The following is a 22453-nucleotide window of genomic DNA, read 5'->3' on the forward strand; positions in this document are numbered from 1 at the left end:
AAGGCTCAGTTACCGGGCAAACCATCCAGCTTGTGAACCTTTTCCAGTTCATCATCCCAATTGGCCCGGCTTGCCATAAACAAGTGCGCGTTGGGCTTAATCTCTACCTTATCATCCAGGCTACCTGCCGGTACCACCAACATTGAGAACTCGCTTAACAGGTAAGGCAACGCCGAGCCACAATTGGTGCAAAATGCCCGTTGATGGCGTGTTCCCGGCAGACAAAACGTCTTAACCAACGCCTCCCCTTTTTGCCATTTAAGGGTCGCGGTATTAGAGAAAAGATTGGCCGCATGGGCAGACCCTGTATCTTTCTGACAATGCTGACAATGGCATAAAAAGAACTGTTCAAAGTCCCCATCAATTTGAAAATGCACAGCACCACATAAACATGAACCCTTTTTTGTCATTTGTTTTTCCTTTCTGCTGACCGGCCTGAATGCTGGGTTCAGACAGGTAATTGCGCCTGCTTTTACCAGTCTCCCAGCGCTGGCAAGCTGAATTCCTGTCCTTTAAAGGTCAGAATCACCTTCTGCGGTTCGATTCTCACTATACGTAAATTGTCCTGGATCCAATCCCCCTCACCAAGCTCCATACCATTTACTCTGACCCGTCGCTCAGCAGGTACCGAAGCATATAGATGGGTAGAGAAGCTCATTGAGGGTAGGTCAGCTAAAACCCAGGCCGGAAGCTGGTCAACCCGCAGTGTTTGGCTGGCATTGGAAGCGCCTGAAGGCTGATACTCCTCAGTGCTATCATCCAGTTCGGATACAGCCTGACGGAATCGCTTAAGCAGTTCAGGCGACACACTATCTAAAGGCACTTCAGCTTCCCGGTTCACCACTTCCACCGGCACAGGTTCAGGTTCTACTTCATGCGCTTCTACTTGGGCAGACGAGTTTGATGCCACCGGCTCCGTTGCCTTACTTGCATCTTCAGCCTGAGTCTTATCAGGCTCAGCGCCAGGTGGAGACAACACTGGTTCGGGTTGTACCTGATTCACCTGCACAGCCTGTGGTGCATCCTGACTGACAAACAATTGCTGCCAGGGCATAACCGCCGCGGTATAGCCTAACCCCAATCCTCCGAACAGCATCAGTGCGGCCAGCAAAGTTTTACGCCCGTAATAATGCCAGCGCCCCGGCAATGACTGCACCGAAGGTAAAAACAAACTACGGTTAAACTGCTCTGACAGTTTATGATCGACATTAGCCTGCTGCGCGCCTTGCATCAGCAAGGTTTTAGTGGGTGAGCTGGCGGTTTTCGTCGGATAAGCCGACTCCAGCTCAACGGTTTGCGCCGCATCTATCTCCAGCTCCTGCACGCCCATTTCCTTGAGCCCCTGCACCATCTCCTGGCTACTGACCAGGCCGGCTTTACGAATACGTACCGGACCGTTTTGTGCGGTAATTTGCACAATCACCATGCCGGGTTGCAGTTCTTCTACTGTGACACGCTTAAGCATGGAGACTCCCAATCCAGTAGCCCAGAATTAGCCCTGTGGCCAGTAAACCCGCCAGGATCAGCGTCCATTGTTTACCTTGACGCTGACGTACCACATCGTCTCCCAGGATCTGAGAGGCAGCCGCCAGAAAAATATAACGACGCACCACAGGATGCTGTTTGGTAAAAGACAAGGTTAACGCCCGGTCACACAACAGATTAATCACCCGCGGTATGCCACCGCTAATCTGATACACCGCCTGCAAGGCAGTAGCAGCAAAGATACTGACATCACCACCGGCCACTTGCAGACGGTGGGCAATATAGGCCTTAACCTCGTTACCGCTAAGCGGCAGCAAATGGTAACGGGCAGTAATACGCTGGGCTAATTGGCGCAGTTCGTTGCGCTTAAGCAGTTGTTGCAGCTCAGGCTGGCCAATCAGCACCACTTTAAGCAGCTTTTCTCTGTTAGTTTCCAGATTGGTTAACAGCCGTAACTGTTCCAGCACTTCGGGTAACAAATGCTGGGCCTCATCAATAATCAGAACGGTATTGATACCCTTTTGATGATTAGCCGCCAGATGCGCCAGAATTTTATCCGTAAAGCTCTTCAGACTGGCTTGCCCCTCTTCATAGGCAATACCCAGCTCATCACAAATGGTCGCCAGCAGTTCCAGTGCCGACAAGGTAGGATTTAAAATCATCGCCACCTGGGTGTTTTCCGGTAACTGCTGCATTAGCTTGCGGGATACCGTGGTTTTACCGGTACCCACTTCACCGGTCAGCATCACAAAGCCGCCGCTTTCACGCAGACCAAAGGTCAGGTGAGCAAGCGCTTCCTTATGGCGGGGACTCATATACAAATAGTCCGGGTTGGGCGCGATGGAAAAAGGATTGTCCGCTAATCCAAAGTAGTTCAGATACATGCAAAACCGTCTGCCAAGCAGGCTGTAATAAGGGCGGCAACTAAGGTAACTATTCAGCGTAGGCAAGTCAAAGGGGCAAAGTTTATTGAATAGCTATTGTTACAAAAGCTTCAGGTTACAAGAGGAACCCGTCACGTGATGCTAAATACATGTCTCTCACAACCCAACGGTTTACTCTGCCAGATAGATCCAAATGCTTGGCACAAACATTAGCGACACCGTTAACATGAAGAGGATATAGTAGACTTTGAACCATCTAACTAAGCTTGAACGCACCAACTTGCGTTTTTTCAGCATTTTGTAACGTCTGGCATACCATTCAAACAGAAAAATACTGGCGTAATGCAGTGCACCGTGTCCTGCAAACATGGTTACGCCGGAAAAGAAATACCGGCCATCTTCAAGTACATCTTCGACTTCTTGCATCGGCTTGCCCTTTAGATAAAGCAGCATCGGAAATACCACAAAGGCACCCAATAAAGCCCCCGCCATAGCTAAAAATAGTACGATGCCATCCGGTTCAGCGCCCATCTGCGATCCTTGCATGAAATATGGGTTAAAGTGCTAGCATGGCACTTTACAGGCTGCTACTTCGCCAGCTGTACTTGGGTACAAAACATTTGTGTAGCAAATTAATAAGAGCCTAATCTTTCAGGAAAAACCAGGTGCCGGGCCCCAGAAACAATATCGCAGACGTCATAAATAGCACAAAGTACAACTTAAACCACCAGCGTCCCCTGACAGGCACATCTTCACGCTTTTCAAGCACCTTATAACGACGTGCCAGTCAATCAAATAAGAAGAGACTGCCATAGTGCAAAGCACCGTGCCCTGCCATTAAGATATTTAGAGAATAAAAACGTCTGCCCCCCTCAAGTACATCCTCCACATTTTTCATCGGATTACCTTTCAGAAAAAAAAGCATAGGGACTACTGCAAAGAAGAATAAAACCATTCCAACAATAGCAATCCATACAAGAAGAATGTGATGCTCAATCATTGTTCTGGTCAACTCCTGTGAGCCAGGATGATTTTAAAGAGTATCTTAATGAGTTCATTCAGTGAAATGAATCAGTAGTCCAGCTCCGAAAAACAAGCAACCACCAGTCATAAACATCCAATAATACAGCTTGAACCAGAACTGAATATGTTGAGGCACCTGATTCCTTTTTTCCAGCACATTGTAGCGTTTCGCTAACCAGTCAAACATAAACAAGCTGGCATAATGCAAGGCGCCATGGCCCGCCGTAATTAAGTTTAATGAGAAAAAGCGACGCCCATCCTCCAACACATCTTCCACCTCTTGCATGGGCTTACCTTTCAAAAAAAGCAGAAAAGGAATAAAGCATGCAAACAACATTGCAGCTCCCACTAAGGAAAGTATGAGGGTGATGTACGCTGTTATAGTGATCATGCTTCCAAAACTCTACAAAGCTTATTAGCAATATACCTTCCATTTTTTCTCTCTAAACTTTCCGCCAGCATATCCTCCTAGCCCTCCAGCCACAATTGAACACCAAAATACGCTGGTTCCTCCGCTAGGCAAACTAAAAACTAAAGTACAGACTCCGTAACTAGCAATAAAGCCTCCTCCAATCCCCCCAGCAACAGCGCCAATCCCCTTACCCGTCTCTACATAAGTAGACTTAGTACATTGCTGCTCATCCCCCACCAGGCAAGCTTTACGAATATTGGCATACGCTTCCACACCGGTCAGCATTATCCCCACATAACCAAGGCGCTTGAGGTTTTTGGCCATATTGGCGGTGGTTTTGTAGTTTTCGGCAAAGCCGGGAATACTTTTTGCCGGGCCGCCCAGCTTATCCCATTGGTAGACTATGCTTTTGCTACTAAGGCCCAGGTTTCTGCGTATATCACCGGATACGAGATTGCCGCCTAAATCAGGTTGACCAAAGCGACTTAGCGCACCATCCAGTTTAGAAAAGAGCTGTTGCCGACGAGTAAAGAAGCGCTGATTTCGCAGATTGCCTTGGCTGTTGTATGTTTGTACGTAAGCTTGGTCAATCTCCTTGAGAATGGCTTCTACATTTTTTACCTGCGCATTCCAGGAATTGTTTGCCATTCCCAACATGAGTCCATTGTACTTAGCAACATTCCTCAACAAATCATATCGCTTCGCCAGCAGTTCCTGCTCTGCAAAACTTAGCTCTTTAAGTTTTTCATCGATCTGCCCGGCATAAATCAGAAACGCCTGCTCTGCCGCGGTGCATGCCATAGTTTCTGCAGGCGAAATCAGCACCACCTGGCCAGGTTTCGCTACGCCATTTTGAATATGACTGTTCACAAAAATAAAGTGCTCAATCGTCTGGCTTGATGGATTGCTATACAACTGCTGAGCTAACGCAACGATGGGGATTAGGCGTTGTACAACATGAACGCCGTAGCCTTGTGGGATTACCTGTGCCGATTCCATTGCTTGCATCCTTACCTATCCTTGTTTGAAAACTGAGTATAGACGGGGATTCAGTGAATCACAGGCCAACTGGCTGCTCTTGGTTTGCTTTGGCATAATGGCAGCATAGAAGGCCCGATGGCATGTTGATGTGCCCAGCCAATGCTGTATTTTGGAACCCCTTAGCCCATGAAGATTTACCTGGTAGGCGGCGCTGTCCGCGACACTTTGCTTGGCCGCCCTATCACCGAGCGTGATTACGTAGTAGTGGGGGCTACCCCTACCCAAATGCTGGCGCTTGGCTATAAACAAGTGGGCAACGACTTCCCGGTGTTTTTGCACCCCAAAAGCGGTGATGAATACGCCCTGGCCCGCACCGAGCGAAAAACCGGTGTGGGTTATACCGGCTTTGATTGTATTGCCGATCCCAGCGTGACGTTGGAAGAAGATCTGCTGCGCCGCGATCTGACCGTTAATGCCATGGCCATGGACGAGCAAGGTAATATTACCGACCCCTATGGTGGCCAGCAGGACTTGCACAATAAAGTGCTGCGCCATGTATCAGCTGCTTTTGTAGAAGACCCGCTGCGGGTCTTACGAGTGGCCCGCTTTGCCGCCCGTTACCAGCATTTGGGTTTTGCTATTGCTGCCGAAACGCAGGCCCTGATGAGCAATATCAACGCCTCAGGTGAGCTTAAGGCCTTAACCACAGAGCGAGTCTGGAAAGAAACCAGTCGCGCTTTATTGGAAAACAACCCCGAGGTTTATTTTGAAACCTTGCGCAGTTGCGGCGCCCTGAAACATTGGTTTGCCGAGCTTGATGCGCTGTGGGGCGTGCCAGCACCAGAGAAATGGCACCCGGAAATCGATACCGGCGTACATTGCATGATGGTGCTGAGCATGGCCGCCACACTCAGCCAGGATCTAGCCGTGCGTTACGCCGCCCTGGTACATGATCTGGGCAAAGCCCTGACACCTGCGGATAAGTGGCCGTCCCATCACGGCCATGAAAAGTTGGGCCTGGCTGCCATCAAGCGCTTAAGCGAGCGCCTGAAAGTGCCTAACGATTGCCGGGAGCTGGCACTGTTAGTAGGCGAGTTTCATACCCATCTACACAAAGCCTTTGAACTTAGACCCGATACCTTACTTAGGGTCTTAAATCACTGTGATGCCTGGCGCAAACCAGCCAGGTTTGAGCAATTTTTGCTGGCCTGCGAGGCTGACGCCAGAGGCCGATTGCATTTTGAACAGCGGCCTTATCCGCAGGCCGACTACTACCGCGCTGCGTTTCATGCCGCGTCAGCGGTAGACGTACAGCAAATCATTGCCCAGGGCGTTCAGGGCAAGGCCATTAAAGACGCGCTGGACAAAGAGCGCACCAACGCCATAGCCGGTGTAAAAGCACAGTGGCAGGCGCAACATCCCTAAGTGGAAGCTATCTTAGCCAAAGCCATCAAAGCACAGAAGCAGGCCCTCTCTTGCTGCCATTGATTACCGCAGTCTTAGTGTCCTTCCGATATTCCTGGTGAGAAATAAAATCTCAAATAAATAAGAAGGACACGAAAAGTACGAAGAGACTACTCCCCCATTCCCCTTCTCCACCACTGACGCATAAAGAGGATATAGAGCAAAATATTAAACGGTCAAACCTGGCGATTTATTGGCCATCCTGCTTCACTAACTGATGCATTGAAACAGTGAAAGGGGCATAGCCATGACAGACAAACAAGCTGCCAGTTCAGTGTTAGCTAATACTGTGCCATGGATGAAAACAGCCTTAGCTGAAATAGGCCAAAAGGAAGTTCCAGGTGAAAAGGCAAACCCGAGAATTCTCGACTACTTTAACGCATCCAAATTTTGGGGAAAGGACGACTCAGGGGGCGCTAATGCCTGGTGTGGCTCCTTCGTTGCCTGGGTAATGAAAGAAAGTGGCTACACCCCCGTCAGCGAAGCTTATAGAGCTAAGTCGTGGGAAAATTTTGGCAAACAGATAGCCAAGCCCGTGTACGGTGCCATCGGTATTAAAAGTAGAAAAGGCGGAGGGCACGTTGCTTTTGTTGTAGGTAAAAGTGCAGATGATAAAGCACTATTTATGCTGGGTGGCAATCAAAGCAATAGTGTCAATATTGCTCGCTATAAGCTCGATGTGTGGGATACCTTTGTAGTACCCAAAGAGTTTGATGCCAGCCACGTCAGTTTACCAATATATACACAAATTGCGGCAGCCGCAGGAAGTGAAGCTTAAAATGAAAATAGCCCTAGTACTTTTCACAGCCTTATTGTTGAGCCAAACGTCCTGCAGCATGGCGCAGCCGCCCATGTCCACCACCTCGCTCACCGAGCAGCAACGATTTTTACTGAAAAGTGTGCAGCAAACGCCCTTTAGCGCTGTAGTTAAAATTACCGATGTCAGTATCAAACCAGCCAATGATGACTCAGATATGTTGTGGCATATCTATAGTGCAAGGGTAATTAACCACATCAGGGGCAGTCTGACAGATAGATTGCGCTTTGCCATGGCAGTAGAAGAAGGTGAAGATGCCATTATTCCTGACGAACCAGTCCTTCTCACCTTGTGCCGCGCAAGCGATCTTGGACTAGATACGCATTTTTACTGGCCTGGAACAGGCGCGATGTTTGAAGCAAGTGATGAGTTAATTGCACTGGCACAAAAGTCAGCTAAGGGTGTGGATATGGGGCAGACCGATTTTGCACTCTGTGATTAAAAAGCAGCGCTGACTTTGCCCCGCACGCTTAATTATCTGCCTCACCTGCGTCTTTGTGAAAACTCCTCAGTCAGTAACAAAAACGCTTATAAGCCATTGTTTTCTTAGTGTCCTTCTGATCTTCCTGGTGAGAAATAAAATCTCAAATAAACAAGAAGGACACGAAAAACACGAAGGGGTTAACAGCACAAACAAAGGCTTGTCGCAGAGACGCGAAGGCGCACAGTATTTGTAACTATGTGGCCCCTGCGCCTTTGCGGGAAGGGCAATGCCTTAGTCCAAATCAGCGGCGCTATGGCGCTCGGCTAACTGCTCTTGTTCTTCACCCCAGGTACGATTCACCCGTCTGCCGCGTTGTACCGCTGGGCGCAGGGCAACTTGTTTGGCCCAGCGCTGTACATGTTCATATTCCTGCACCTGCAAAAACTCGGCGGCGTCATAAATATTGCCCAGCACCAGATCGCCATACCAAGGCCAGATAGCAATATCGGCAATAGAGTATTCATCCCCCGCCATATATTGATGCTCCGCCAGATGCCGGTTAAGCACGTCCAGTTGGCGCTTTACCTCCATGGTAAAACGATTAATAGGGTACTCCATTTTAAACGGCGCATAGGCGTAGAAATGGCCAAAGCCACCGCCAAGATAAGGGGCAGCGCCCATTTGCCAGAATAGCCAGTTACGGCATTCGGCTTTGCCTTTGGCATCGCTTGGTACCAACACGCCGAACTTGTCGGCCAGATATTGCAAAATCGCCCCTGACTCAAACACCCGGATAGGCGGCAGTGAACTGGTATCCAGCAAGGCCGGGATCTTAGAGTTAGGGTTTACCTCAACAAAGCCGGAGGAAAACTGCGTACCTTCGCCTATGTCTATCAGCCAGGCGTCATACTCAGCCTCTTTGATCCCCAGCGCCAGCAGCTCTTCAAGCATAATGGCCGCCTTCTGGCCGTTGGGCGTGGCCAGCGAATAAAGCTGCATAGGGTGTTTGCCTACCGGCAGTGGTTTATCATGAGTCGCGCCGCCAATGGGGCGGTTAATGCTGGCCCATTTACCGCCGCTTTCGGCGTCCCAGGTCCAGACCTTAGGTGGGGTATAGTCATTGTTGTCGGTCATCAGGCGTCCTTGGTTAGAAAATGCGTTTGCGTATAGATGCGCTCGAAGAGAACCAGATTCAAGTGGCAGTATTACCCATGATGCGACCAATAACGTTGAAAATAACGATGAGCGACTAGAATCTGCTTAGCGACACCTAAAAAGGAATAAGTATGAGTAAGTCCCGTCACCCCGCCCTGACCGATGAAATGTTCCAGCTTTACGACCAGTATGCCCATGGCCAGATGGACAGGCGCGCGTTTTTGCAAGGCTTAAGCCGCCTGGCGGTAGGCGGCATTACCGCGTTAACTCTGTATCAGTATCTCAGCCCGGATTATGCCGCGGCCGAACAGGTCTCCTTTAACGACCCCGGCTTAAAAGCCACTTATGTCACCTACCCCTCCCCTGACGGCCATGGCGAAGGCAAGGGCTACCTGGTGCTGCCCCAGCCATTGGAAACACCGCGCCCTGTGGTTTTGGTTATCCACGAAAACCGCGGGCTTAATCCTTATATCAAGGATGTGGCCAGGCGCTTTGCCAAGGCCGGTTTTATTGCCCTGGCACCAGATGGTTTGGCACCGCTTGGCGGTTATCCCGGCAATGACGACGACGGCCGCGCCATGCAGCGCAGCCTGGATGCTAACAAGTTACGAGAAGATTTATTTGCCGCCGCCCGCCATGCTAAAACACTGACGCAAGGCAACGGCAAACTGGGAGTAGTCGGTTTTTGTTTTGGTGGTGCCATGACCAATCGTATGGCCGCCGCCCTGCCAGACTTAGTCAATGCCGCCGTGCCCTTTTACGGCTCCGTGGCACCGCTGGAGCTGGTTAAAAAAATTCAGGCACCACTTTTGATCCAGTATGCTGAAAATGACGAGCGGGTAAACAGCCAATGGCCAGCCTACCAACAAGCCCTGAATCAACATAACAAAGCCCATCAAGTGCACTTTTACCCCGGCACGCAGCATGGTTTTCATAATGATTCCACGCCGCGTTATGCCAAGGAGGCCGCAGAACTCGCCTGGCAGCGCACCCTGGCATTTTTCAATCAGCACCTGGCAAGCGCTGGGTAAACTTTGCACCGTCAGATGCAGGCCTGCTTACAGGCCCTGCTCCACCATCTGTTTAATGGTTTTGGCCTTAACGAAGTGATCCAGTTGATGGGTTTGGATCCACCAGGTAGCCGCCTCCATCAGCAGCGCCGGGTTGTCATTTTTATTGGCAAAAAACGCATAAAATGACAGCCCAACGTTCTCGCCCTTACTGGCGATTTTTTTATCGCACACTTCAATAACTTTCGCTCTTAGCTCGGCTCTCACGGCCCTATCCTTTTGGTTAACTACGTCGTTCCTAAACAGCCAAATAGGCTTAGTCAGGGCTGCGGGTGAGTCGCACCCCATCCACCACCATCTGCCATTGCCCATCCACCAAATGCGGCGGTTCACTTACCTCAAAATTGGAGTTAAATGGGCCAAATCCCACCACAAAGTTATCACCGTTAAATTCTTTTAGTGGCCCGTTTATCGAGGTGGTACCGCCATTTTTAAGCCGCTCATAAGCCACAGTACCGTCAGGTAAAATCAGCAAATACATTTCCCTACTTTGCCACTCGCCGGCATACATCAGCTTGTCTTCAGGCAGCGGTTTACTACAGCCAGTTAGCACCATTAAAAACAGCAAAAGCGCTGCAATTCTTATATTCACCTTAGTCTCCTATCCTAAAAGCGTTATTCCTTGGCTAAGCGGCGAATTGTACTGGCTGTTTTGGCTAAAGTCTTTGTGTAGCTTATCTTATCCAACAAGAATCCAGGTAGGTCCAAGCTTGCCTCGGCGCGCCTGTACCTTGATACTCCCCACCCCAGACCACAACAGGAAGTGCCTATGAAATGTTCAGTATTTATTGCCACCAGTGCAGACGGTTACATTGCTACCCTAGACGGTGGCGTTGAGTGGCTGGAAACCGGCAAAGAGGTGGACTTAGGCGAGCAGGCAGATATGGGCTTTAACCAGTTTATAGCCAGTGTGGACTGCATGATTATGGGCCGCGGCTGTATGGAAAAACTGGCCAGTTTTAACCTGACTCCTGAGCAATGGCCTTATGGTGACTTGCGAATTATTGCCTTAAGCAAAAGCCTGCAGGAGGTGCCACAGAACCTGACGGGCAAAGTGGAGCTGTATGACGGAGATATTCTGCCCCTGGTAGCACGGTTGCAGGCCGAAGGTTACCAGCATGCCTATATTGACGGCGGCGCGACCATTACCTCATTTTTACAAGCACAGCTTATCAGCCATTTAACTATTACCCAGGCTCCGGTTTTACTGGGCAAAGGAATTCCGTTATTTGGTGAACTCTCTCAGCAAGTAATGCTTAGCCATGCCAACGCGACCACCTTCGCCAATGATTTTGTGCAAATACAGTATGAGGTGAGTTATGGCTAAGCATCCCATATAGCTGGATAAAACGGTCAATCAGGTTTACTTTCACTGGCAGCGTTTCGCACCATATGCAATAGCATATGCAGGAAAGGTCAACGACTTTAGGCAACCAAGGGAAATAGAATGAAACGGACATTTAGAAGCCAACTGGACTTTCAATCAGCCATTAAAGTTTCCGCCATACTAGGATTTGGCAGCGGCTTTTTGCCAGGGTTTATATTTCTATTTGGCGGTATAAATTCAGGCGAAGCTGTTCAAGGTATGCTTGGGTTCATTTTTGCTCCGTTTTTATCCGCACTGGGCGGTTTAGCAACGGCTGCAATTGGTTTCCCGTTTTACTACTGGTACGCCAATAAGATTGCCGGTCAGAAGATCTCCGGTAAATTTGCCGAGGTAATGCCAGAACCCAAAGACTAAGCAAAGACTGCATTTCTCAGTACAAATTACCTGAGTGGCCGTTGAACAACGCCAGTTGCGCGGCGAAGGCACTGTGCGGGGCACGGGTCATGTGAAAACCTACATCTATCAGCTTCCATGCTTTGTATGACTCGCCTCCTTGCGAGCCAGCCCCTTTTAGATGGACCTAAAAGGGGCCAAAAGGTCCTACGCTCAGAACGGCTTCTGATTCCAGCCCCACAGCAAGCTCGCTAATCGCACCGGCCGAAGGCAGCGCCCCTGACAAAGCTCTCGGCCTCTGGCGAACGTCCTGTTCGCCAGTGCGGCAAGCTCACCGCTACGCCGGGAAGCCGTATTCACTAACGTAGGCGGCAAAGCCGCCCCAAACACCTATTTTTTAACGCGGAGAGACGGCGACCAATGAAAGCCGAATGACTTAAAACTAGTGTCTGGAAATAGTTGACCACCACAACGTCGGGAAGACATCAAACGATGAGTAATTACCCTGGACCAAGGCGGTCAAGCCCCGCGGCTGCGGGGAACACCCTATGGCAACCGCAATGTTGCCGTCTGGTCTCGGTTTAGCCCCGCGACTGCGGGGAACACCGGCTGTACCTCCGGGGGGTGCTGGTTTACCGCGGTTTAGCCCCGCGACTGCGGGGAACACTCTTTGGGTGGTAGCTTTTCCACCAAAGGCGGCGGTTTAGCCCCGCGACTGCGGGGAACACTTTAACCACGTCGATTGATGACTCACTGTGCCCGGTTTAGCCCCGCGACTGCGGGGAACACGTCGCTGATTTCCCGCAACTGTTCTTTAGTATCGGTTTAGCCCCGCGACTGCGGGGAACACGCCGCGTTGGGTTTAAAAGCGTAATGGCCATGCGGTTTAGCCCCGCGACTGCGGGGAACACTAATCATGTGTTGTACGGTGCTGGCTCGTTGGCGGTTTAGCCCCGCGACTGCGGGGAACACAACGGCAAACAGCCCTATATCAGCAACGACACCGGTTTAGCCCCGCGACTGCGGGGAACACGCCTGATTGGATAGTTCAATCATGTAGGGTTCCGGTTTAGCCCCGCGACTGCGGGGAACACAGTGGACTCGCTGACAAGCAGAGTTTCACATACGGTTTAGCCCCGCGACTGCGGGGAACACCTCCGCAAGTGCGGCCAGACGCCCGGCAATTTCGGTTTAGCCCCGCGACTGCGGGGAACACTTGGAGTGGCTCTGGTTATCGTTGCGCGTCTCCGGTTTAGCCCCGCGACTGCGGGGAACACGATGATTTCGCGCGGGTAAGCGTATGTCCCGCCGGTTTAGCCCCGCGACTGCGGGGAACACTTTAAGCCATCCATCTTGTCCGCGGCTTCAACCGGTTTAGCCCCGCGACTGCGGGGAACACTAAATCGACTTGAGAGGAATCAACTGTCATGACGGTTTAGCCCCGCGACTGCGGGGAACACTAATCACCCCTTAAACATTTCATCAGTCAGGGCGGTTTAGCCCCGCGACTGCGGGGAACACGTCAAGAGAATGAGCGCCCAGGAAAATGAAGCCGGTTTAGCCCCGCGACTGCGGGGAACACGTTAGAACAGTAGCTATCAAACACATACACGCCGGTTTAGCCCCGCGACTGCGGGGAACACCAACTGATCCAAATGGCACAAGATCCGCACAACGGTTTAGCCCCGCGACTGCGGGGAACACTGTATATCACCGTTCTTGGCCAGTACATCAACCGGTTTAGCCCCGCGACTGCGGGGAACACTCTTTTGTCGTCCAGCGCCTTATCTAATTCCTCGGTTTAGCCCCGCGACTGCGGGGAACACGCATGGGATTCTATTCGTGAGGAGTTTATATTTCGGTTTAGCCCCGCGACTGCGGGGAACACGCATCCCTTACCATTCCCGGCGCTCGTCGCGTCGGTTTAGCCCCGCGACTGCGGGGAACACTCCAAACGGAGCTATTTGATTTTAAAGCACTTTTTTATGCTTTGAAAATCTACCAGCTGTTTGGGCTGAATTTCCAGCTTGTTAAAGAGCTTAGCTGTCGACTTGTTTAGGTGGTAGAAACGACACCAGTCTTAAGCCGTCATAATCGACGGGAACGCGGCGGTTCTCACCATGCGTCTGAAAGTCAAAGCCAGATTCGGTATTGGTGGCCCAGACCATTACCACATTGCCCTGTTCGGCTAATTCGGTAATTTGATACCAGATCATTTCTCGAATTTTTCTGGATACGTCGCCGACATAGACTCCAGCTCTTACCTCTAACAGCCAAACCGCTAACCTGCCGCGGAGCCTGGGCGGAACGTTCTCTGTTACAACGGTCAGCATTGCCATTATTTGCTCCTGTGGCCTGCATCACCAACGGACTCAGGTTCAGGAATTGCTGGCGGCTGGGCATCCTCTGGTGGTTTAGGGGGAGTAATCTCACCTGCGGCTAATACATCTTCAATAAGTGGGATAAGTTTACCTAGCAACTTATCGCTGCGAAAAATATCCCGGCAAGCTATGCGAACTTCCCGGTCAGGTTGTTTGGGATTGCGCTTGGCTATTTCAAAGGCTTTTGGCACCACAGAGTCAAACTTAACGATATCGGCAATATCATAAACAAAGGACAAAGGCTTGCCGGTATGGATAAAGCCAATTGCAGGAGCATAACCAGCAGCTAAAATGGCGGCTTCGGTCACGCCATATAGGCAGGAGGTAGCAGCGCTGATACATTGGTTGATCACATCACCTTTCGCCCAATCCTTGGGATCGTAACGACGGCCCTCCCAGTTGATACCGTATTGTTTGGCCAGCAGCGAGTAAGTAGCCCGGACCCGGCTGCCTTCAATACCCCGTAACTGATCGACCGAACGGCGGGCTGGTGCCGGTTCGCCAAAACGCAGCTCAAACATCTTGCGAACCACTTTTAGGCGCAGCTCTTCATCCAACGCCAACTTGGCCTGATATAGCAGTTTATCGCTGCGCGCACCGCCGGGCTGACCGGCAGCATACAACCGCACCCCTGCCTCCCCAACCCACACCAGCAAAGTCCCCACTTGCGCCGCCAGTTTGATCGCGGCATGAGATACCCGCGTACCAGGCTCCAACATAATGCAGGTTACCGAGCCCACAGGAATATGCTTACGCTCACCATTGACCTCGTCGATCACCACAAAGGCACCGTCGCGCACATCAATGCGACCATAGTAAACAAACACCATAGAAACACGGTCTTTGATGGGTACTGGCTTTAAGGGGATAAAGGACATTCCTTGTCTCCAAAAACTACAGGGTTAAACTCGCCTGATAAGCATCAGACCACAGCCAAAGGCTTTGGCCCTGCCAATCCCTGCTGATAGCTTGCCAATAAACAACTCTGGCTCCATTACTTTTATTACTCCTTGATAATCAACGGTCGAGAATCTTATAGGTGCCCTGGTATCACGCTTGTATGTGCAGTGTTGCTGATAACTCACCACATCCGGCTCCAGCTCCATTGCAACCCCTATCGCATTCAGTCGTTCTTCGTCCATCAGCCATTGCTTGGCGGCAGATTCCTGTACCTTCTTAACATGTTGAATATCCTTATCTTTGTTTTCAGGTAACTGACGTTTGGCATGCATCAATACATCATGGGTCTTGCCATTTTTACTACCATCTTTGATGTTGATAGTGGGATTGGCGCGAAGTTGAAAAGCTAAACGACTACCAGGTTCCAGTTTGGGCGTAAAAGGCTTTACCTGCTGAGTAAAGATCTCAGGCCGATGTATGGGGGGAATGTGAGACAGCACATAGAATATCGGTGCCCCATGGCATTGTTCTTCTCTAAATATAAACGGCCGTTCTGTGGCAGTCGGGTCGGCAAATAGCTTCCATAATAACTGGTGACTAGCGTAGGCTCCTTTGTCGACCAATTTCACCAACTCTTTTTTCGCCAATGCACTGTTGTTCAAACTAACTTTAGATAAAAACATCTAAGGTTTCTCCCTTTGCATGCTAGCACTGTGTTCAACACGGCTGGTAAATTGCCATCTTCCTCGGTGCACCGGCTCATCCCACACTTTATTGCTACTTACACCACGGAGTGAACCAGACACCATGCCTTCCTGCCAGTAGTAAGCCGCACGCTCCGATTTAGGGAGCCACATCCTGTCTTCATCAATACTGCCCAGCAAAGGCTCGAATGCGATGTCCAACGCCGTCTGCAGATCATCTGTTGATGTCAGTTGAGGCGAAAGCGGGGCTGCCAATGGGCAAGATTTCCGACCGAGATAGAGGGTAAACTTGGGCTTCAGTAAGGCTTGTTGGATTTGTTGTATATCCCACTTACTGTTATCAGTCACTTCAATGGCTACAATCCACAGTCCGTCACTGCGAAAATCCCTGCTCGACAAAACAGTATTTAGTTTGTCCCCTTTTAACTCGTCTTTGCGAGTCCGAAGTACCGACTTTCGGTCTTGGGAAGGTACTTGGGCAGTATGAAAGTCACGCAGCAGAACCCCGGCAGAAATTTGCTTGATAGCAAATCGCAGGCTGGCGTTCAATTTGTCGTGCTGCGCCTGCTCTTCACGTTTAATACCTAACGCTGCTGCGACCAGCCCCAGTAGCGCGGAGCGAGTTGGCCGCAATGCGCTAGGTCGGTCACTGCCAACGGCAGGCTCTCCCCAACTAGCCATCGGCCCGTAAAGCCTGAAAACCAAATATTCCATAACCGCCACCTTAATCGGCTATAAAGCGAATCAGCTCATCAAAACTACCCTCACCCGTCACCGCATTGATATGCTGACGAGCATCGGCACAGGCACCGTATACCTTGTCAAAGTTATCAACCTGCTTTTCTAATTTAGAAATAGCTTGGCCTGCCTGGTCTTCGTCATACACGGGTTGTAAAAATGCCACAGATAACGAACGGGGCTGTTGATCACCTTTTTCCGCCAGCACGTATGAGGCGTAAGCACGAGAAGCGAAACTGTTTTGCTTTCCTTTTGGGGAGACTTTCATCGCGGCTTCAGCTAGTGCAGCAATAGCACAATTGGCCAACTCCACATTACCGGCCAGGTTTTCAACTAATTGCTCTTTATCGATACACAGATAGCTGTAAAACAGCGCGGCGGCAAAACCCGCTTCACCAATATGCCCGGCACCGGTTTCGTCTTCAGCCACATTCAAATCATCTACAGCGGTAAAATAGTCATCCTCGACTGCCACGCTATGCACACTGATGGCATGGGCAACCTGGCAGGCAGCTTCGACATTAAACTCCGGGCTGGAAGCCAACATGCGTCCAAACAGCGCGATATCGACTGCACTATTGTCGGCACGCAGTAATTTCAATTCTTCCTCTTGCGGTGCCCTATTCTCTGACGCCAGCAACGCCACCAACTGATCAACACCCTGTTGTTCAGCCGGACTAACGTGTGCCAGTTGTTCAATTTCCAACGAGTCTTTTTTCAGCTTGCCGAATTGCTTGGCAATACTTGCCGCCCACTCGTCAGCGTTTTTCTTCTCAACCCCCTTGGCTTGCAGTTGCTGCGCCGCGACAACTCCCAGCTTTTTAGTACGGGTACCAATAGAACCTGCCATGGCAGACTCAAATAAGTCAGAAACACGCCAATTCCGCTTCAAACTTTGCGAACTGACACGCAGTCGCTCAGAGCCGCCCATACGGGCGGTTTTGGGCCTGCCCAAATCATCCCGGTTCAGATTGGAGGGCGGATAAGAAGTTAGCAGATGCAATTGAATAAATTTGCTCATGATATTTCCTTATTGACTAATGAGATTGGGACGCTTTGTAATATGCCAGTGCCCAGCGCACTGCCAGGTTATTGCTAGACATTTCAGCACGCCGGTAATAGCGTTCATCAAACCAGCTAAGAATGTCATCGGCCAAAGACAGGACGTTGACCTTCCTATCTATTTGCTTGATCAAACGATGCAGTCTGGTAAAAAATTCATTCTCAGTTTTCGCTTGTTGCAGCGCCTGAAAGCGCATTTCACTGACCCTGGCTTTGTCCGTTCCCTCTTTAACTTCACCGAGACTGGCGGCAAAAGGCTTTTCTGTCTGGGTTTCGACATAAGCCAAAACACCGACAATACAAGCCCAGGCCATCACCCGATGGTCGGCGGCATCAGCCTGAACTTCCTCTGGTAATGCATGCCACAAAGATCTAAAACCATCGGTAAGCAAAACCGAAGCCGGAGAATCACAACGGCGCAGCTCGGCCCTTCTTTTACTCGGTGCAGCCTTGCGCTTGTGCTTTTTCAGTTGTTCTGGAGATAAGACCATTGCCTCCCACCAGTTGAGTAGCGCCAGTCTGATTTCCTGCTGTTGCAAGAGAGAATGACGGGCATAAACGGGTTGCTCACTCATGCGGCCTGCTCCTTGGTTGAATCTGGGATGTGATAGGTACTTTTAAATGTCTGCGCGGTTTTGCCTTTATACAGCCATCCGGCCAGCAACATTCGCGCTTGGATTTTTCGTTTGGTGCTACGGTCTGCTTGCAGAGTGGATATAACGACCTGGTCAAACAAATCCAGGGTTTGCCGCTGAATGTGTGTTAGCCAAAACCTTGCAGTATCGGCAGATACCTGACCCGCCCCAGACTGCAAATCATCAAGCACTGCACTAACCGATTGAAAAAATACGGCTTCGGTGTTTTGCCAGAATTGTTTCTCAAATTGACTGACATCACCTTTGGCTTCTGCTGGGCGCTCAAACCAAGCAGATTTTATCTGACTTCTGAGCATCGAATTGGCCTGCGAGGCCAACTCGACAAAATCTTTCACATAGACAAGGAAAGCTTCTTTAGCAGGCTCTTCAATCTCGTACAAAGGGAATTGTACCGAGTACCAACCTCTGGCTTTCATATTGTCCATATCAAAGCCGAAGGCCCAAAGGCGGTAATGCTGATTGTCTCTGCGACCGTGGTTATGCTCAAAAGAATCGATGACTTTAGCCCGTATATAGCCATCTTCCTTTACATCAAGATTCAACGTATGCCACTGGCGATAACCGATTCCCCCCGGTTGACCTTTTACCGAAAAATGTTCCTCTTCCGGCTTTTTCGGATTAAAGCGATAAGGGGTAAGAGGATGAGACCAGGTGCCAGCATAGTTAGCACCAAAATTTTGCGTCACATACTGGCTCACACTAAAGTCAGCCTGCTGTCCCGACAACTGGCATATTGCAGGCTTAGGCTCCACTTGCAGTCGAATCCGCCTGGGCATGGCCCAATACATCTGTAGTGGATGCACATCCTTGTCCTGCATGTAGATTTCAGAGCCTTTCTTTTCGCTGGTTCGGGTTTTAGCCAACCAGGGAAATACCGTCGCACTGTGCAAATCCGCTTGAGGGTAGTTAAACAGATTCCGGCTTAAAACATTCAGCCAAAGTTTCTGCCACAGACTGCTATTATCCTCTTCCGGTAATACTAACGTGGTTAACGGCCCTCCGCCCCGTAGTCCGGTTCGATGGCCCTGACCGCCGGAAGGTGCATTGATCTGCAAAGTGAAAAGCGCCATCGCCGCCATGGCAGGCGACAGGCATTCGCCAATGCTCCGTTTGATAAAGTGATCGGTATTGAGTTTCAGGGTATTGCCTCCCGGCGCTTCAATCAGCAGAGACGAGACTGATACAGGAGCCGCATTCAAGTGCTCAAAATCCTGCATAAACATCGGCCCTTGCTGGCTATCGGGATAAAACAACTGGAAGGCATGAGCCGCTTGATTAAATCGTTGCTGCAGCACATCCTGGTTAGGAGGCTCTTGCCAGAGTTGTCGCCACGCCTTCTTATCTTCCGGGGCCAACAGTGTTTGCAGCAAGCCAATAGCAAACTGATAGGCCGCCCCCTGAAAATCAGCCCTGGGCAAAGCAAAATCCACAATATCTGAATTGGAAAGGTGGCTGATGGGTAGAGTAACCACCTGTCCATCCTTTGTTTTAAAGGGCAGCCAAGGATCGATAAGTAAATTCATTGCACCTCCTCATTTTGCATTTTCACCACTCCTTTCTGAGAACAATAACTGAAATTGCTATCCAATTCCGGTAACCAACATTGCAAAAACTTGATTGCCGGAAATCTCTCGCTTAGTGCTCTAACCTGCGCTTCCAAGTGTTCAGGGATGATGGCTAAGCAATCAGCTGTTTTGCGCTTTTCCAGCTTTACAGTGCTTAAGGCAACCGGATATTTGGTGTCACCAATCAGTGGTTCCAGGCTACCGGCATTGGTTGATCGCAAGACCAACACCTCTACATACTCCAAATCACTAAAACGCGTACTAATTTCAATACTGTCGTCAAACCAATGAATGGCACTGGCTTGGTTATAGCCCAGCTCCCATTGTATTTTTTGCTGGTTGGCAGCACCTTGCATTTGCCTGTCTTTACTCACTGCCAGTAAATGTTTATCGGTGAGACTATCCGGGATCTGCTCACGGGCATTTTCACCGTAAACCGCTTCGATTAGCTGTCGTGCTTGTAAGGGCATACGAATCGCCCCCAGTTCTCTAAGAATTCTTAAGCCCAGCCAAAGCTTTCCGGGTGAGCGGTAAACAGCCTCAGTGTCCCTAAACTGGCGGGATAACCAATCCACCTTGGGTTCATCCTGCCACTCGGGGCAATGGACTAATAGCAGGGGAGCGGGTCGGTGCTCGGTAATACCGGCCTGATATTGACGCTGCGCATTACGGGTATGGCGATGCAGCCGACCGGCTCGCTGAATCAAATCATCAATAGGGCAAAGATCGCTGATCATCAGATCGGCATCAGCGTCCAGGCTTTCCTGAAAAACCTGGGTACAAATTAGGATCTTTCCTGCCCTATCTTTCGCCATTGAGGCTTTGCCGAAAATTGCCAGCACTTTGTCTTCAATACGCTTTCTATCGCCTAGAACAAAGCGGCTATGAAACAACAGTACATTTTCCTCAGTTCCCAATTGTTCAACCACTGCCTCATAGGCACGTAGCGCGTCTTTCACCGAATTGCGCACCCAAACCACACATTGATTTTCTTGCGCGGCGTTAACCAGCAGGTCTACACAATCAGCTTCGCTATGTACAAATTCGACAGCCAGTTCCCGGCTGACCTCTGGACGACTATTCATTTCAGTTTCATTGAAATAACCGTTCGCACTGACATGCGTGGTCAGCGGAAAATTAAAATTCTGTGGAATTTGCGGCTGGGCAATATGCGCGGCCTGTTGCCAGCTTTGGCATAATTTACTGCGCTGCATGGTAGATAGAGTGGCACTTAATAAAATCGCACTACCGCCCTGGCGCAGGTGCATTTGCAACAGATCGTCTAGAAGTTCCAGCATATAACTGTCGGCACTGTGCACTTCATCAAAGATCAAGACTTTGCGATGCAGCCCCAGCAGTCGTAAAACCTGATGTTTTCTGGGTAAAATCGCCAATAGGGCTTGATCGATAGTCCCCACACCAACCGGGGCCAACAGTGCCTTTTTTCGTGAATCTGCCAGCCATTGATTACAGAAACTACTGGTGGATTCATCTTCCCTGGCATAGTTATCGTCCAAATGGTACGGCACCAATTCAGGCTCACCGATACTGGCCTGATATTCTTCATCCATCTTGTTGGCACCATGCGCCAACACCAGGCTAGGAGCTGCGGCTCCTTCTTTGCGGTACATTTTTCTGTAGTGGTTAGCCACCCGTTTATACATGGCGTTGGACGTAGCCATAGTAGGTAAACCAAAATAGAAGCCATCGGCATGCCCCAGCGCCATCATCCGATGGGTCAAGGCCAGTGCAGCTTCGGTTTTCCCTGCTCCAGTGACATCTTCCAGAATAAATAATTGCCCTGGACCATCTATCACCACTAACTCGGCCCAACGTTGCAATGGTGACGGGCTAAAGCCAAACTGCTGTGCTACCGAGTCAAACCCATTAATGGCTAACGGTTTGAACAACTCTGTTTTAGCCACAGCCTGTTCGGCTCTTGATAACGCCGAAATCCAATAATCGGCTAGTGATTCAGGGGAATCTTGATAATTAAAAATACTGCTATCCGAGCCCAGCCAGTCCGATAACACCGCCATTCCAGCCAATTGCCAACTTATCTGTTTAAATCTATCTAACCAATCCCTTTGATAGAGTAATTCAGTAGGCCAATTAACTGGAATAAGGCAATAGACCTGTTTGATAAAATCGGCCGCGGCTAACAAGTCCTTTTCCCGGCAGTAAGACTGGAAAAAGCGTTTTTGCTCAACTTTGTCGGTACTTCTCTGGATGGGCTTACCGTGATGCCCCATTGATATATCCAACAGCAAAAACAAAAAATCTTCACTGTCGTCATCATCAGCAAGTGCTAGGTCTTGCTCCAAATCCAACAAACGCCGTTCGAATAGTTGAAATAGCAACACCGCACCGAGCATATCGTGCCGGGCATTTTTGGCATCGTATGGGGGACAATTCTCGTAACTGATCAGTGGGGAATCAGGAAATTGCTTTAGCCCCTGAAAGGCTGCAGCAAATTTACCTAAGTCATGCAGCAACAGAGCAAAGACAAACATTTGTCTTAGTTGGTCTGTATCAATCTGCAAAAATTCAGCAATATCCTGAGCAAGCCGACTTTGCTGGGACAACAGACGATGGCCCACCGCCGCTACATCAAGGCAATGATAAGGTAACAGATGATACTGAGGCACATCCTCTGCCGAGGCGTTTGCTTTGCCCCAGTATCGATAGATACTGTCTGAATGGGATTTTATATCCGCGCTAATCATCTGAGATTCCTTTCGCTCTGCAGAGCAATTGTTATGCTGATCTGTTGCATAGAATAAAAATCCACCCCGCACCCCATACACTGCCAGGCCCGGTAGGGTTCACCAGCGCAGATGTGGCCCATATCGCAGCCGCCCAGTACGATTTTTCCTTCTTGGTGTGCTTTCTGTGTTTTCTGATCGTCCGCCAGGCCATAAACATAGTCGGCGATGGTTTTTGCACCGCAGCTTGGGCATTGGCGGGGCTTAACTTGATGTAAAAACTGATTGTTATGCTCAATACTCACAA

General features: G+C 50.0%; 25 protein-coding genes and 1 CRISPR repeat array. Of the genes, 6 read left to right on the plus strand and 19 right to left on the minus strand.

Features of this window, described 5'->3' with window-relative positions:
- Nucleotides 1–5: 5 nt before the first annotated feature.
- The 7 genes from IEX02_RS07065 to IEX02_RS07095 all read right to left on the minus strand — a co-directional run bounded on the left by IEX02_RS07065 (nucleotide 6) and on the right by IEX02_RS07095 (nucleotide 4812).
- A complete protein-coding gene (locus tag IEX02_RS07065; RefSeq protein WP_188692354.1) occupies nucleotides 6–410 on the minus strand; it encodes a GFA family protein in 405 nt (134 codons plus the stop codon).
- A 62-nt stretch (nucleotides 411–472) separates the two neighbouring features.
- On the minus strand, nucleotides 473–1465 hold the full coding sequence (locus tag IEX02_RS07070; protein ID WP_188692357.1) for a general secretion pathway protein GspB: 993 nt from the start codon (nucleotides 1463–1465) through the stop codon (nucleotides 473–475).
- On the minus strand, nucleotides 1458–2369 hold the full coding sequence (locus tag IEX02_RS07075) for an ExeA family protein (protein ID WP_188692361.1): 912 nt from the start codon (nucleotides 2367–2369) through the stop codon (nucleotides 1458–1460). The genes IEX02_RS07070 and IEX02_RS07075 overlap by 8 nt, the downstream gene beginning before the upstream one ends.
- Nucleotides 2370–2540: 171 nt before the next feature.
- Nucleotides 2541–2900 carry a hypothetical protein gene (locus tag IEX02_RS07080; RefSeq protein ID WP_188692363.1) on the minus strand — a complete coding sequence of 120 codons (360 nt, stop codon included), beginning with the start codon at nucleotides 2898–2900 and terminating at the stop codon, nucleotides 2541–2543.
- A 256-nt stretch (nucleotides 2901–3156) separates the two neighbouring features.
- Complete coding sequence (locus tag IEX02_RS07085) at nucleotides 3157–3369, minus strand: hypothetical protein (protein ID WP_188692366.1); 213 nt, start codon at nucleotides 3367–3369, stop codon at nucleotides 3157–3159.
- 54 nt (nucleotides 3370–3423) lie between these two features.
- On the minus strand, nucleotides 3424–3783 hold the full coding sequence (locus IEX02_RS07090; RefSeq protein WP_188692369.1) for a hypothetical protein: 360 nt from the start codon (nucleotides 3781–3783) through the stop codon (nucleotides 3424–3426).
- 24 nt (nucleotides 3784–3807) lie between these two features.
- Nucleotides 3808–4812: a hypothetical protein gene (locus IEX02_RS07095; protein WP_229702131.1), complete on the minus strand. Its 1005-nt coding sequence runs from the start codon at nucleotides 4810–4812 to the stop codon at nucleotides 3808–3810.
- Nucleotides 4813–4971: 159 nt separating this feature from the next.
- On the opposite strand from IEX02_RS07095, the gene IEX02_RS07100 reads away from it, so the two are divergent.
- The 3 genes from IEX02_RS07100 to IEX02_RS07110 all read left to right on the plus strand — a co-directional run bounded on the left by IEX02_RS07100 (nucleotide 4972) and on the right by IEX02_RS07110 (nucleotide 7508).
- A complete protein-coding gene (locus tag IEX02_RS07100; protein WP_188692372.1) occupies nucleotides 4972–6210 on the plus strand; it encodes a multifunctional CCA addition/repair protein in 1239 nt (412 codons plus the stop codon).
- 286 nt (nucleotides 6211–6496) lie between these two features.
- Nucleotides 6497–7027, plus strand: coding sequence for a TIGR02594 family protein (locus IEX02_RS07105; RefSeq protein WP_188692374.1), 531 nt, complete (start codon nucleotides 6497–6499; stop codon nucleotides 7025–7027).
- A 1-nt stretch (nucleotide 7028) separates the two neighbouring features.
- Nucleotides 7029–7508 (plus strand): hypothetical protein, encoded by a 480-nt coding sequence (locus IEX02_RS07110; protein ID WP_188692378.1) that lies wholly within the window; start codon nucleotides 7029–7031, stop codon nucleotides 7506–7508.
- Nucleotides 7509–7781: 273 nt separating this feature from the next.
- On the opposite strand, the gene yghU is transcribed toward IEX02_RS07110, so the two are convergent.
- Nucleotides 7782–8624, minus strand: coding sequence for a glutathione-dependent disulfide-bond oxidoreductase (gene yghU, locus IEX02_RS07115; protein ID WP_188692381.1), 843 nt, complete (start codon nucleotides 8622–8624; stop codon nucleotides 7782–7784).
- Between the two features lie 152 nt (nucleotides 8625–8776).
- Between yghU and IEX02_RS07120 the strand changes: the two genes are divergently transcribed.
- Nucleotides 8777–9676, plus strand: coding sequence for a dienelactone hydrolase family protein (locus IEX02_RS07120; RefSeq protein ID WP_188692384.1), 900 nt, complete (start codon nucleotides 8777–8779; stop codon nucleotides 9674–9676).
- Nucleotides 9677–9703: 27 nt separating this feature from the next.
- Here the strand turns inward: IEX02_RS07120 and IEX02_RS07125 are convergent, their stop codons facing one another.
- Nucleotides 9704–9922: a DUF6500 family protein gene (locus tag IEX02_RS07125; protein ID WP_188692387.1), complete on the minus strand. Its 219-nt coding sequence runs from the start codon at nucleotides 9920–9922 to the stop codon at nucleotides 9704–9706.
- 49 nt (nucleotides 9923–9971) lie between these two features.
- The gene (locus IEX02_RS07130; protein WP_229702132.1) at nucleotides 9972–10307 is read right to left on the minus strand and encodes a hypothetical protein; all 336 of its coding nucleotides are present in this window, start codon (nucleotides 10305–10307) and stop codon (nucleotides 9972–9974) included.
- A gap of 177 nt (nucleotides 10308–10484) precedes the next feature.
- On the opposite strand from IEX02_RS07130, the gene IEX02_RS07135 reads away from it, so the two are divergent.
- Together IEX02_RS07135 and IEX02_RS07140 are read left to right on the plus strand one after the other, a co-directional pair.
- Nucleotides 10485–11042 (plus strand): dihydrofolate reductase family protein, encoded by a 558-nt coding sequence (locus IEX02_RS07135; protein WP_188692389.1) that lies wholly within the window; start codon nucleotides 10485–10487, stop codon nucleotides 11040–11042.
- Between the two features lie 120 nt (nucleotides 11043–11162).
- Entirely contained in the window at nucleotides 11163–11456 is a 294-nt protein-coding gene (locus tag IEX02_RS07140) for a hypothetical protein (RefSeq protein WP_188692392.1), read from the plus strand.
- Nucleotides 11457–11951: 495 nt separating this feature from the next.
- A CRISPR array of direct repeats spans nucleotides 11952–13384; the repeat unit is 29 nt; unit sequence CGGTTTAGCCCCGCGACTGCGGGGAACAC.
- 90 nt (nucleotides 13385–13474) lie between these two features.
- Here IEX02_RS07140 and cas2e read toward each other — a convergent pair.
- From cas2e to IEX02_RS07185, 9 genes are read right to left on the minus strand one after another with little or no spacing between them, the layout of a single operon-like run.
- A complete protein-coding gene (cas2e, locus tag IEX02_RS07145; RefSeq protein ID WP_188692395.1) occupies nucleotides 13475–13774 on the minus strand; it encodes a type I-E CRISPR-associated endoribonuclease Cas2e in 300 nt (99 codons plus the stop codon).
- Nucleotides 13774–14694: a type I-E CRISPR-associated endonuclease Cas1e gene (gene cas1e, locus IEX02_RS07150; RefSeq protein ID WP_188692397.1), complete on the minus strand. Its 921-nt coding sequence runs from the start codon at nucleotides 14692–14694 to the stop codon at nucleotides 13774–13776. Before cas1e ends, cas2e begins: the two co-directional genes overlap by 1 nt.
- Nucleotides 14695–14718: 24 nt before the next feature.
- Nucleotides 14719–15399, minus strand: a complete 681-nt coding sequence (gene cas6e / locus IEX02_RS07155; RefSeq protein WP_188692400.1) for a type I-E CRISPR-associated protein Cas6/Cse3/CasE — start codon at nucleotides 15397–15399, stop codon at nucleotides 14719–14721.
- Nucleotides 15400–16134 (minus strand): type I-E CRISPR-associated protein Cas5/CasD, encoded by a 735-nt coding sequence (gene cas5e, locus IEX02_RS07160; protein WP_188692403.1) that lies wholly within the window; start codon nucleotides 16132–16134, stop codon nucleotides 15400–15402.
- Between the two features lie 10 nt (nucleotides 16135–16144).
- Nucleotides 16145–17179, minus strand: coding sequence for a type I-E CRISPR-associated protein Cas7/Cse4/CasC (gene cas7e / locus IEX02_RS07165; protein ID WP_188692406.1), 1035 nt, complete (start codon nucleotides 17177–17179; stop codon nucleotides 16145–16147).
- 16 nt (nucleotides 17180–17195) lie between these two features.
- Nucleotides 17196–17795: a type I-E CRISPR-associated protein Cse2/CasB gene (casB, locus tag IEX02_RS07170; RefSeq protein ID WP_188692408.1), complete on the minus strand. Its 600-nt coding sequence runs from the start codon at nucleotides 17793–17795 to the stop codon at nucleotides 17196–17198.
- The gene (gene casA, locus IEX02_RS07175; RefSeq protein WP_188692411.1) at nucleotides 17792–19399 is read right to left on the minus strand and encodes a type I-E CRISPR-associated protein Cse1/CasA; all 1608 of its coding nucleotides are present in this window, start codon (nucleotides 19397–19399) and stop codon (nucleotides 17792–17794) included. Before casA ends, casB begins: the two co-directional genes overlap by 4 nt.
- A complete protein-coding gene (gene cas3 / locus IEX02_RS07180) occupies nucleotides 19396–22167 on the minus strand; it encodes a CRISPR-associated helicase Cas3' (protein WP_188692413.1) in 2772 nt (923 codons plus the stop codon). The genes casA and cas3 overlap by 4 nt, the downstream gene beginning before the upstream one ends.
- Nucleotides 22164–22451, minus strand: coding sequence for a hypothetical protein (locus IEX02_RS07185; protein WP_188692416.1), 288 nt, complete (start codon nucleotides 22449–22451; stop codon nucleotides 22164–22166). The genes cas3 and IEX02_RS07185 overlap by 4 nt, the downstream gene beginning before the upstream one ends.
- Between the last annotated feature and the right edge of the window lie 2 nt (nucleotides 22452–22453).

It is taken from the genome of Bowmanella pacifica, assembly GCF_014645355.1.
Lineage (GTDB): Bacteria > Pseudomonadota > Gammaproteobacteria > Enterobacterales > Alteromonadaceae > Bowmanella > Bowmanella pacifica.

What these genes read in the sequence shown, in the direction of transcription:
- IEX02_RS07065 (WP_188692354.1), bottom strand. Translation starts at nt 410, where the DNA reads ATGACAAAAAAGGGTTCATGTTTATGTGGTGCTGTGCATTTTCAAATT.
- IEX02_RS07070 (WP_188692357.1), bottom strand. Translation starts at nt 1,465, where the DNA reads ATGCTTAAGCGTGTCACAGTAGAAGAACTGCAACCCGGCATGGTGATT.
- IEX02_RS07075 (WP_188692361.1), bottom strand. Translation starts at nt 2,369, where the DNA reads ATGTATCTGAACTACTTTGGATTAGCGGACAATCCTTTTTCCATCGCG.
- IEX02_RS07080 (WP_188692363.1), bottom strand. Translation starts at nt 2,900, where the DNA reads ATGGGCGCTGAACCGGATGGCATCGTACTATTTTTAGCTATGGCGGGG.
- IEX02_RS07085 (WP_188692366.1), bottom strand. Translation starts at nt 3,369, where the DNA reads ATGATTGAGCATCACATTCTTCTTGTATGGATTGCTATTGTTGGAATG.
- IEX02_RS07090 (WP_188692369.1), bottom strand. Translation starts at nt 3,783, where the DNA reads ATGATCACTATAACAGCGTACATCACCCTCATACTTTCCTTAGTGGGA.
- IEX02_RS07095 (WP_229702131.1), bottom strand. Translation starts at nt 4,812, where the DNA reads ATGCAAGCAATGGAATCGGCACAGGTAATCCCACAAGGCTACGGCGTT.
- IEX02_RS07100 (WP_188692372.1), top strand. Translation starts at nt 4,972, where the DNA reads ATGAAGATTTACCTGGTAGGCGGCGCTGTCCGCGACACTTTGCTTGGC.
- IEX02_RS07105 (WP_188692374.1), top strand. Translation starts at nt 6,497, where the DNA reads ATGACAGACAAACAAGCTGCCAGTTCAGTGTTAGCTAATACTGTGCCA.
- IEX02_RS07110 (WP_188692378.1), top strand. Translation starts at nt 7,029, where the DNA reads ATGAAAATAGCCCTAGTACTTTTCACAGCCTTATTGTTGAGCCAAACG.
- yghU (WP_188692381.1), bottom strand. Translation starts at nt 8,624, where the DNA reads ATGACCGACAACAATGACTATACCCCACCTAAGGTCTGGACCTGGGAC.
- IEX02_RS07120 (WP_188692384.1), top strand. Translation starts at nt 8,777, where the DNA reads ATGAGTAAGTCCCGTCACCCCGCCCTGACCGATGAAATGTTCCAGCTT.
- IEX02_RS07135 (WP_188692389.1), top strand. Translation starts at nt 10,485, where the DNA reads ATGAAATGTTCAGTATTTATTGCCACCAGTGCAGACGGTTACATTGCT.
- IEX02_RS07140 (WP_188692392.1), top strand. Translation starts at nt 11,163, where the DNA reads ATGAAACGGACATTTAGAAGCCAACTGGACTTTCAATCAGCCATTAAA.
- cas2e (WP_188692395.1), bottom strand. Translation starts at nt 13,774, where the DNA reads ATGGCAATGCTGACCGTTGTAACAGAGAACGTTCCGCCCAGGCTCCGC.
- cas1e (WP_188692397.1), bottom strand. Translation starts at nt 14,694, where the DNA reads ATGTCCTTTATCCCCTTAAAGCCAGTACCCATCAAAGACCGTGTTTCT.
- cas6e (WP_188692400.1), bottom strand. Translation starts at nt 15,399, where the DNA reads ATGTTTTTATCTAAAGTTAGTTTGAACAACAGTGCATTGGCGAAAAAA.
- cas5e (WP_188692403.1), bottom strand. Translation starts at nt 16,134, where the DNA reads ATGGAATATTTGGTTTTCAGGCTTTACGGGCCGATGGCTAGTTGGGGA.
- cas7e (WP_188692406.1), bottom strand. Translation starts at nt 17,179, where the DNA reads ATGAGCAAATTTATTCAATTGCATCTGCTAACTTCTTATCCGCCCTCC.
- casB (WP_188692408.1), bottom strand. Translation starts at nt 17,795, where the DNA reads ATGAGTGAGCAACCCGTTTATGCCCGTCATTCTCTCTTGCAACAGCAG.
- casA (WP_188692411.1), bottom strand. Translation starts at nt 19,399, where the DNA reads ATGAATTTACTTATCGATCCTTGGCTGCCCTTTAAAACAAAGGATGGA.
- cas3 (WP_188692413.1), bottom strand. Translation starts at nt 22,167, where the DNA reads ATGATTAGCGCGGATATAAAATCCCATTCAGACAGTATCTATCGATAC.